We start from the raw sequence: 9,038 nt of genomic DNA, 5'->3' as shown, positions 1-9,038 counted from the left end.
GGCTCGTTGACGTACTGGCGCTGGCGCAGGGCGAGTTGGCGCGCACCGCGCGAGCAGCGCAGGAGAGCAGGCCGGTCCGGGTCGTCTCGGTGGCCGCGGTCTCCGCGGGCGGAGCGGCGGGCGGCGGCCGAGGCCGCGGCACGGTCTGCCTCGCCGCCTGAGCCGTCAGCGTTCCTCGGCGGACTCCGCGAGGTGGCGTAGGAGCACGGGGACGTGGCTGTGCTCGACGTCCTTCACCGAGGTCACCAGCGTGACGGGACCCTGCCGGGCCAGCGTGCGCACGTGGTCGACGAGGGCGGCGCGGACCGGCTCGTCCAGTTCGGCGGCGTACCGCTCGCCGAACGCCGCGGTACGCGCGTCCTTGTCCGCGTGGTACCAGGTGCGCAGGTCCTTGGACGGGGCGATGTCCCGGAGCCACTCGTCGACGGCGGCCCGCTCCTTGGAGAGGCCGCGCGGCCACAGGCGGTCGACCAGCAGGCGCGTGCCGTCGGCCGGGGAGGGCGGATCGTAGACGCGGCGGACCGCGAGCGGGCGGGGCGCACGGGGAGCGGGCATGGGTCCATTGTGCTGCGCGCCACGCCGCGCGGCCGCCCGGTGTCACCCGGTCGGCCCACTCCGCTGGCGACGCGCGGGCCGCGGTGGGAACAGTCGGACATGACCCAAGCACCGTACGACCCGCAGAGTCAGCACCGGGGCGCCGCTCAGGAAGCGCCGCCGCGCACTCCCGAGGGGCCGCTCGGCAGACTTGCCCACGCCGCCTGGCAGGCGGTGCTGCTCGCGGGCATCGCCGCGTTGATCCTCGGTGTGCTCGTCCTCGTGTGGCCGGGCGCCTCGCTGTGGGCGGCCGGTGTCCTGTTCGGCGTCTATCTCGTGGTCAGCGGCGTCTTCCAGCTGGTCACGGCGTTCGGCACCCATGTGACCACGGGGCTGCGCGTGATGGCGTTCATCAGCGGCACCGTCTCGATCCTGCTCGGGCTCTTCTGCTTCCGCGGCTCGATGCAGTCGATCCTGCTGCTCGCCCTGTGGATCGGCATCGGCTGGCTGTTCCGCGGCATCACGCAGACCGCCGCGGCCGCCTCGGACGCCGCGATGCCCGCGCGGGGCTGGCAGATCTTCCTGGGGATCGTCAGCGCGATGGCCGGCATCGTGCTCATCGTCTCGCCGTTCGCGTCGGTCGCCGTCCTCACCCTGGTCGGCGGTTGCTGGCTGGTGGCGATGGGCGTCGTGGAGATCGTCGAGGCCTTCATGCTGCGCGGCAAGGCGAAGGATCTTCCGCACGGCGTCTGAAGCAGGTCGCGCGTGACGGTTCCCCGCACTCGAAGCGAGTGCGGGGAACCGTCACGACCGGGGGAGCGGCGCGTCAGACGCCGACCGTCTCCTCTTCCTCTTCCTCCTCCTCGGCCGCTTCCTCCTCCTCGACCGGCGGGGCGGCGGCCGCGGTGAGCGAGGGCCTCTTGCGGCGCTCGGCCAGTGCCGCGACGGCGAGCACGACCGCGCCGACCGCGAGCCACGCCACCAGCGTCCACACGTAACGGCCCAGGCCGTAGTGGTCGAAGTAGAGGAGGCTGCGGGCGCCCTCGACGAAGCCGGCGCCGTTCCAGAAGGTGTGCAGGCCCCCGAAGAAGCCGTTCTGCAGCTCGGGGCGGAAGATGCCGCCGGAGCTCGTGAAGTTGAGCATCACGAACAGCACCATCATCGCGAGCGTCGTCCAGCGCTTGAGGAAGGTGTGCAGGCCGACGCCGATCAGCAGGATGCCCGCCGAGTACACCCAGGCCATGCCCCACAGGCCCCACAGGTTCGTGTGCGCGAGGTGGAAGACCGGCCCCGCGAACGCCGTGCCGACGAGAGCGACCACGCCGGAGACCGCGGCCACGAGGAGCGCCCTGGTCCGCATCCGCAGGGCGCCGCCGACCCCGCCGAGGACCGCGACCGAAGCGTAGGACCCGATGCTCAGGGCGACGAGGAGGAAGAACAGGCCCTGCCCCGTCGGGTCGTCGCCCACGGGAGGCGCCACGTCGGTGACCTTGAGCGGTTCGCCCTGCTGCGCGGCGACCGGCGTGAAGATCTTCTCGACGGCCGAGACGGTGGTGTCCGAGCCCGCCGAGGCCACGATCAGCTCCGGCGGCTTGTCGCCGAGCACGTACGCGCCGTCGAGGTGCCGCGTCCTGAGCTGGTCGACGGCGTCGGTGCGGGTGGCGAGCGTACGGACGTCGAGGGCGTCGCCCGCGTTGTCCTTCACGGTCTGGGCGAAGACCTTCGCCTCGGGCCCGGAGCCGACGACGGCGACGGGCAATTGGTGCGGTTCGGGCGCCGCGAAGGCTCCCAGGTAGGCGAGGCCCATGCCCACGCACATCAGGAGCGGGGTGAGCAGATGCGTCAGGACGTGGCGCAGCGCCGGGTCGTGCGCGCCGCTCGCCGCACCGCGTACCACCCCGCGCACGGCACCCGCGCCCTCGGGCCGATGAGCTCTGTGGTCGGCGGGCATGGGCAGGACCTCCATAGGTTGGCTTATACAACTCTTAACCAAGTTGTACTCTACAACCACATGGGGGGCGGACGTTCCGGACCGGGTGTGACCATGCACACCCCGATGCGGGCAGGGGTCAGGCCGGCCGTGGAAGCGGGCGGCCCTCGAAGCCGGGGGACGGGGGAGCGGGTGGTCGTTCGTCACCGGACTCGTACGAACGCAGTCGCTCGCGCAGCGCGGTCATCCGCAGGTACGACTCGTACAGATAGCGGACCTTCGTCCGCAGCACCCAGGGCTCCACGGGTTTGACGACGTAGTCGGCGACGCCGAGCTCGAAGGCTTTGAGGGCGAGCGTGGGGTCCTGGCCGACGCCGGTGATCAACATGATCGGTATGTCCTGGGTCTGCTCCAGGCGCGCCATGTAATGGGCCACTTCGAAGCCGCTGACGTCGGGCATCAGCAGGTCCAGCAGGACCACCGCGATGCCGCCGCGCAGCACGGCCTTGAGCGCGTCGTCCCCGGTGCTCGCCCGGTCCACGGGATAGCCGAGCGGGGCCAGTGCGCTTTCCATCGCGAAGAGGGTGTCGTCGCGGTCGTCGACGACGAGGATCTTGGGCCGTGCGGCGGTGAGCATCGCAGGGAGCCTCCCCTCGTCGGCACCGACAGCATATGCCGGAACGAGGGGGACGGAAGAGGGCTCTCAGTCCTCGCCGCGCACCAGATTCCAGTCGGGATCCCGGTCCGTGTCGGGTTCTGAGGGGTCGTGTCCGTCGCGCCGGGCCGGGCGGCAGGTGCGGATACGGCCCCTGACCTCGTGCTCGGTCTCCGCGGGGTGCGGCGCGCGGGGGCGGGTGTTCATGTGTGGACCTTTCCTCGGGCTGTGGTGAACCGATTCGGCTTGTAGACGGTTACGTGGACGGTCTTTTGTGTCCCGTACGCGAGCGATGTTGCGCGGAATGCGTCAAGTGGTGGCCGGAGCCGCCCGGCCGGACCGCGATCCGGCTCCGCGTCGACGCGCTCATGCATCCGCGTCCGGGTACCGGGCGCGGACGGGAGGACGAACACGCGCCGCCGGTACCGGCCGAGGACCGGCGACGGGCGCCGCCTCGTACCTGTCGGTCGGTCTTCGGAGGCCGCGGCGGAACGCCATGGGGACGCAGTGGCCCCCGCGCGGTCCGACCCTGTCGCCGACGGCCGAGGGGAGGGGGCGCCGTCCGGTGGGGCGCGGCGAGTTCCTCCGGCTCCGCGCGGCCCGGCGCCCGCACCTCCGTCTTCACCAGACGCATGGGCACCCCCTGTCCGAGACCTCGGTTCCTGTGCCCGCCCCGGGTACCCGCGCGAGCCGGACCGAACCTGCCCACGCGGGTACCCGCCGGTGGTCAGCCGTGCACGGGGCGGGGGGCCTCCACCACGTCCAGGAAGACCTGGTCGGCCTCGGGCCACTTCTCCCGCACGTTGCGCTTGATGCGCTCGCTGACCAGTTCCAGGCGCTCGCTGTCGATGCCCGGCGCCAGGTCGACGCGGGCCGCGACGAGAGTCGAGTCGAGGCCCAGTTGCATCGTGTGCAGCTCCGCCACGTGGTCGATCTCGTCCTGGGAGTCCAGGAACTCCCGGATGCCGCGGCTCAGTTCCGGATCGACGGCCTCGCCGATCAGCTGGCGGCGGGCGGTGCGCCCGAGCCGGTACGCGACGTACACCAGGAGCGCGCCGATCGCGAGGGACGCCGACGCCTCCCAGACGATGTCGCCGGTCACCATGTGCAGCACCATGCCGCCCGCGGCGAGCAGCACGCCGATCACCGCCGTGCCGTCCTCGGCCAGGACCGTGCGCAGCGCCGGGTCGGAGCCGATGCCGTCGCCCGGCTGGGCGCGGACCTGGAGCACGGCGCGGATCAGGGAACTGCCCTCGGCCAGCAGCGCCACTCCGAGGACCGCGAGGCCGACGACGTACCCCGTGGACGATTCCTTGTGCGGGGTCGACGTCAGGGCCTCGAACCCCTGGAAGAAGGAGAAGCAGCCGCCCATCACGAAGATGCCGACCGCGGCGAGGAGCGACCAGAAGAACCGCTCCTTGCCGTATCCGAACGGGTGCTGGCCGTCCGCGGGGCGGCGGCTGCGGTGCAGCGCCGCGAGGAGGAACACCTCGTTGAGGCTGTCGGCCACGGAGTGCGCCGCCTCCGACAGCAGCGCGGGCGAGGCGGTGATCAGGCCGCCGACCAGCTTTGCCGCGGCGATGAGCAGATTGGCGCCGAGGGCCACCAGGACCGTGATCCGGGTCCTGCGATCCTCTTGCGCGCCGGACTTGGTGTTCTCGGCCACGTCGTCAACTCGCATTGTGTGAGGGTCTGTTGAGGGGACTCGCTGTGCCGAGGAGGTAGTGATGGTGATGCCGTTCTGTCGGTGGTGCTGCTCGCTCTGATCCTCTTCGGGCGGGATCCGCCGTGCAGGTGCCGTGGTGGACGGCGCCAGCCGTGCGGGTGCCGTGGCTGCTCGGATTCGTGCTGAGGCGGACGAATGCCGTGGGTCGAGGTCGCGTCGGTGCAGGTGGTGAGCGCGCCTGGGCACCGATGGAGAGTAACCGCGCGCCGGTTCCGTAAACCGGCGGTGACCGGGACGTGCCGATCGCGACCGGTTTGACGGCCGACGATCCGGCTACTCGGTCCGGAACCAGACGTTCCCTGGAAAGGAGCCGGGACGGTGACCTCCATGGCGAAGTACCCGAACCTCCGCGCCGAGACCACGGAGGCCGACGCCGCCCTGATGACCGAACCACCCAAGGACGACCTCATCCGATTCCTCGAGGACCGCTTCGCCTGCGCCCAGGCCTGCACCGAGTGCGCACGCGCCTGCGCCCTGCTCGTCAGCTCCCTCGAACCGGCCGGTGCCGCCCCGCCGGGGCAGGGCCCCGTCCGCCCCACGCCCGCCCTGGACACCGGGCGCAGCGGGGCCGGGCACGGGCTGCGGCGGGCGCTGCTGCTGTGCGTCGAGATCTGCGACGCGACGTGCCGGCTGCTGTCGGAGGAGTCCCACCAGGACGAGTACGGGCTGCGGCTCCAGGTCGAATGGTGCCGCGCCGTCGCCCTGGACTGCGCGCACGCCTGCGACGACATCCCGGAGGCCGCCCAGTGCGCCGAGCGCTGCCGCGCCTGCGCGCGGGCCTGCACCGACTTCCTGGCGACCCTGGGCGGTGCCGAGGACTGATCGGTCGCCGGCATTCCCTATTTCTGGAACGAGTTCTACTGTGTGCGCCGTCAAGCCCGCCAAGACGCCGCACAGTTGACCGCCAGGAGGGGCCGTGCACCTCGAATACACGCCCGAGCAGCAGGAGTTGCGCACCGAGCTGCGCGCCTACTTCGCCGACCTCGTGCCCGACAACGCCTACGCCCGCTACGAGGACCCGGCCGCCCAGAAGCGCTTCTACCGCGAGACCGTGCGCCGCCTGGGTGCCGACGGCTGGCTCGGGGTCGGCTGGCCGAAGGAGTACGGCGGCCGGGGCCTGACGCCGATGGAACAGTTCATCTTCTTCGACGAGGCGGCCCAGGCGGGCGTCCCGCTGCCGTTGATGGCGCTCAACACGGTCGGCCCGACGATCATGCAGTTCGGCACGGACGAGCAGAAGGAGTTCTTCCTGCCGAAGATCCTCTCCGGCGAACTCGACTTCGCGATCGGCTACAGCGAACCCGACGCGGGCACCGACCTCGCGGCGCTCAAGACCCGCGCGGTCAGGGAAGACGACGGCTACGTCGTGAACGGGCAGAAGATCTGGACGACCAACGGCGACACCGCCGACTGGGTCTGGCTCGCGGTGCGCACCGACCCCGACGCCCCGCCCCACAAGGGCATCACGATGCTGCTCGTCCCGACGTCGGACCCCGGCTACACCTGCACCGTCATCAACACCCTCGCCTCCCACGACACCACCGCGAGCTATTACGAGAACATCCACGTCCCCTTCTCCCGCCGCGTCGGCGACGAGAACAAGGGCTGGCGCCTGATCACCAACCAGCTCAACCACGAACGCGTCACCCTCGCCGCACACGGCACCATGGCGATCCGCGCCCTGCACGACGTCCAGCGCTGGGCCATGGAGACCAAACTCGCCGACGGCCGGCGCGTGATCGACCTCGGCTGGGTCCGCAAGCGCCTCGCCCAGACCCACACCCGGCTCGACGCGATGAAGCTCCTCAACTGGCAGATGGTGAACGCCGTCCAGGAGGGCACCCTCACACCGCAGGACGCCTCCGCCGTGAAGGTCTACGGCTCCGAGGCGCGGCGGGACGCGTACGCCTGGCTGATGGAGGTCGTGGCCGCGGCGGGGGCCCTCAAGGAGGGCAGCGCCAAGGCGGTGCTCCACGGCGAACTGGAGCGCGGCTACCGCTCGGCCGTCATCTTCACGTTCGGCGGCGGCAACAACGAGATCCAGCGCGAGATCATCTCGTGGATCGGGCTGGGGATGCCGCGGGTGCGGCGCTGACGCCGGCCCGTGCCGCAGGCGCCGGGGGATCGCACGCGCCCGTATGCCTGCGGCGGCGGGCGGCTGCGTAAGCTGGCCGCGACGGCGGGAGGCCCAGGGTGACGCGGACGGGAACGGGAGACCCGGGGCTCTTCGGCCCCGACTCGGTGACCTGGCAGATGCATGCCGATCCCATGATGTGGATCGCGGGGATACGCGCCCTGTACCTCCAGGCGCTGCACCCGCGGGCCGTGCGCGGCGTGCTGCAGAACTCCGACTTCCGGCGCGACGCGTGGGGCCGGCTGATGCGCACCGCGAGCTTCGTCGGGACGACCACGTACGGCACCACCGAGGCCGCCGAGAAGGCGGGCGCGCGCGTACGCAGGATCCACCGCCTGCTCGGGGCCACCGACCCGGACACGGGGGAGCGGTACGGCGTCGACGAGCCCGCACTGCTGCTCTGGGTGCACTGCGCCGAGATCGATTCCTACCTGCGGGTCGCGCGCCGCTCCGGATTCCGCCTCACCGAGGCGGGGGCCGACCGGTACGTCGCCGAACACCGCACCAGTGCCCGTCTCGTCGGCCTCGACCCGGCCGAAGTGCCCGGCAGTCAGGTCGAGTTGGCGGCGTACTTCGAGAAGGTGCGGCCCGCACTGGCGGCGGGCCCCGAGGCCCGCGTCGTCGACGACTTCCTGCAGCGGCCGCCCACTCACCCGCTGCTGATCCCGGCCCGCGAGGCGCTGTGGCGACGGGTGGCGAATCTGGCGTACGCCTCCCTGCCGCCCTACGCCCACGAGCTGTACGGCCGGCGTGTTCCCGCCCCGGCCGTCGTCACCCGTCGCCTGCGTGCCACCGGCACCGCACTGCGCTGCGTCCCCGCCCGTGTGCGCTGGCAACTGCCTCCGAAACACATCCTGCGCGCGATGGCACGACTCGGTCCCGAGACCCGTCCGGCACCGTACAAAGTCCACAGATGGGTAGCCATACTGGACGAGCCGGGGAGGGCGCAGCGAGGCGACGGGGGCGACGGCGGGACATGGCGGAGTCGGGGGACACGCGGGACGTCAGGCTGATCCACGGGCGCTACCGGCTGCTCGATCTGATCGGCCGCGGTGGCATGGGCGAGGTGTGGCGCGCCCGTGACGAGTCGCTCGGGCGGCACGTCGCCGTGAAGTGCCTCAAGCCGCTCGGCCCGCAGCGCGACCAGTCGTTCACCCGGGTGCTGCGCGAGCGCTTCCGCAGGGAGGCGCGGGTCGCGGCGGCGCTCCAGCACCGCGGCATCACCGTCGTGCACGACTTCGGCGAATACGAGGGCATCCTGTACCTGGTGATGGAGCTCCTCGAAGGCAAGAACTTCAGCCAGCTCCTGGAGGACAACCGGCACCATCCGCTGGCCGTGGACGACATCGTCGACATGGCGGAGCAGATCGCCTCCGCGCTCGCGTACACCCATGAACAGGGCATCGTGCACCGTGACTTGAAGCCCGCGAACATCGTGCGCCTGGCCGACGGCACGGCGAAGATCTGCGACTTCGGCATCGCCCGCCTCGGCCACGACATCGGTTTCACCGCCCGTCTCACCGGCACCGGCATCGCCATGGGCACCCCGCACTACATGTCGCCCGAGCAGATCGGCGGCGCGCACGTCGACCAGCGCAGCGACCTGTACTCGCTGGGCTGCGTGCTGTACGAGATCGCCACGGGCGCCCCGCCGTTCGACCTCGACGACGCCTGGGCCGTCCTCGTGGGGCACCGCGACACCCCGCCCGAGCCGCCGCGCAGCCACCGTCCCGAACTGCCCGCGTACGTCGAGCGGATCATCCTCGACCTGCTCGCCAAGGAGCCCGATCGACGGCCGCGTGACGCGCGCGAGTTGGGGCGGCGCATCACCGCCGGACGGTCCGCGCGCGGCGCGTACGTACCCACCGTCCGGGCCCACCAGGTCACCCCGCACCCCGGGACCGAGGTGGTCGCCGAAGGGCCGTCCTCGCGCGAGCCGCGCCTGCCGTCGTGGACGCGCGGCATGACCACGGGGCACAAGGCCGCCGGGGACGCCGGGCTGCGCGCCACTCCGCCCGACGCCGCCTTCGGCCTGGCCGGCGAGTGGATCCCGCGGCCC

At 71.8% G+C, this 9,038-nt stretch carries 10 protein-coding genes and 1 pseudogene; 6 read left to right on the top strand and 5 right to left on the bottom strand.

All coding sequences use genetic code 11. From position 1 onward, the window contains the following. Positions 1-165 precede the first annotated feature (165 nt). Positions 166-555 carry a DUF488 family protein gene (locus tag G3I40_RS11715; RefSeq protein ID WP_164302100.1) on the bottom strand — a complete coding sequence of 130 codons (390 nt, stop codon included), beginning with the start codon at positions 553-555 and terminating at the stop codon, positions 166-168. Between the two features lie 99 nt (positions 556-654). Here G3I40_RS11715 and G3I40_RS11710 point away from each other — a divergent pair, with 99 nt between their 5' ends. Beyond that, positions 655-1,287, top strand: coding sequence for an HdeD family acid-resistance protein (locus G3I40_RS11710; RefSeq protein ID WP_164302099.1), 633 nt, complete (start codon positions 655-657; stop codon positions 1,285-1,287). Positions 1,288-1,360: 73 nt separating this feature from the next. Here G3I40_RS11710 and G3I40_RS11705 read toward each other — a convergent pair whose 3' ends face one another. From G3I40_RS11705 to G3I40_RS11690, 4 genes are all read right to left on the bottom strand, one after another. Beyond that, positions 1,361-2,353 carry a hypothetical protein gene (locus G3I40_RS11705; protein ID WP_164302104.1) on the bottom strand — a complete coding sequence of 331 codons (993 nt, stop codon included), beginning with the start codon at positions 2,351-2,353 and terminating at the stop codon, positions 1,361-1,363. 250 nt (positions 2,354-2,603) lie between these two features. Then, positions 2,604-3,101 carry a response regulator gene (locus G3I40_RS11700; RefSeq protein ID WP_164302098.1) on the bottom strand — a complete coding sequence of 166 codons (498 nt, stop codon included), beginning with the start codon at positions 3,099-3,101 and terminating at the stop codon, positions 2,604-2,606. A gap of 66 nt (positions 3,102-3,167) precedes the next feature. Further along, the gene (locus G3I40_RS11695; RefSeq protein WP_164302097.1) at positions 3,168-3,326 is read right to left on the bottom strand and encodes a hypothetical protein; all 159 of its coding nucleotides are present in this window, start codon (positions 3,324-3,326) and stop codon (positions 3,168-3,170) included. A 520-nt stretch (positions 3,327-3,846) separates the two neighbouring features. Beyond that, positions 3,847-4,800: a cation diffusion facilitator family transporter gene (locus G3I40_RS11690; protein WP_164302096.1), complete on the bottom strand. Its 954-nt coding sequence runs from the start codon at positions 4,798-4,800 to the stop codon at positions 3,847-3,849. Positions 4,801-4,827: 27 nt separating this feature from the next. Here G3I40_RS11690 and G3I40_RS47060 point away from each other — a divergent pair. The 5 genes and pseudogenes from G3I40_RS47060 to G3I40_RS11670 all read left to right on the top strand — a co-directional run. Beyond that, a pseudogene (locus G3I40_RS47060) lies at positions 4,828-5,063 on the top strand (hypothetical protein). A 163-nt stretch (positions 5,064-5,226) separates the two neighbouring features. Beyond that, positions 5,227-5,667 (top strand): ferredoxin, encoded by a 441-nt coding sequence (locus G3I40_RS11685; RefSeq protein WP_164302103.1) that lies wholly within the window; start codon positions 5,227-5,229, stop codon positions 5,665-5,667. 94 nt (positions 5,668-5,761) lie between these two features. Next, positions 5,762-6,940, top strand: a complete 1,179-nt coding sequence (locus tag G3I40_RS11680; protein ID WP_164302095.1) for an acyl-CoA dehydrogenase family protein — start codon at positions 5,762-5,764, stop codon at positions 6,938-6,940. Positions 6,941-7,098: 158 nt separating this feature from the next. Next, the gene (locus G3I40_RS11675; RefSeq protein ID WP_164302102.1) at positions 7,099-7,992 is read left to right on the top strand and encodes an oxygenase MpaB family protein; all 894 of its coding nucleotides are present in this window, start codon (positions 7,099-7,101) and stop codon (positions 7,990-7,992) included. Then, on the top strand, positions 7,956-9,038 hold a 1,083-nt coding region (locus G3I40_RS11670; RefSeq protein WP_164302094.1), incomplete at its 3' end, for a serine/threonine-protein kinase. The genes G3I40_RS11675 and G3I40_RS11670, both read left to right, overlap by 37 nt.

The sequence above is a fragment of the Streptomyces sp. SID14478 genome (assembly GCF_010548525.1).
In the GTDB taxonomy this organism is placed as follows: Bacteria; Actinomycetota; Actinomycetes; order Streptomycetales; family Streptomycetaceae; genus Streptomyces.
The sequence above is the reverse complement of the archived record's forward strand: the minus strand, read 5'-3'. Positions and strand labels throughout refer to the sequence as shown.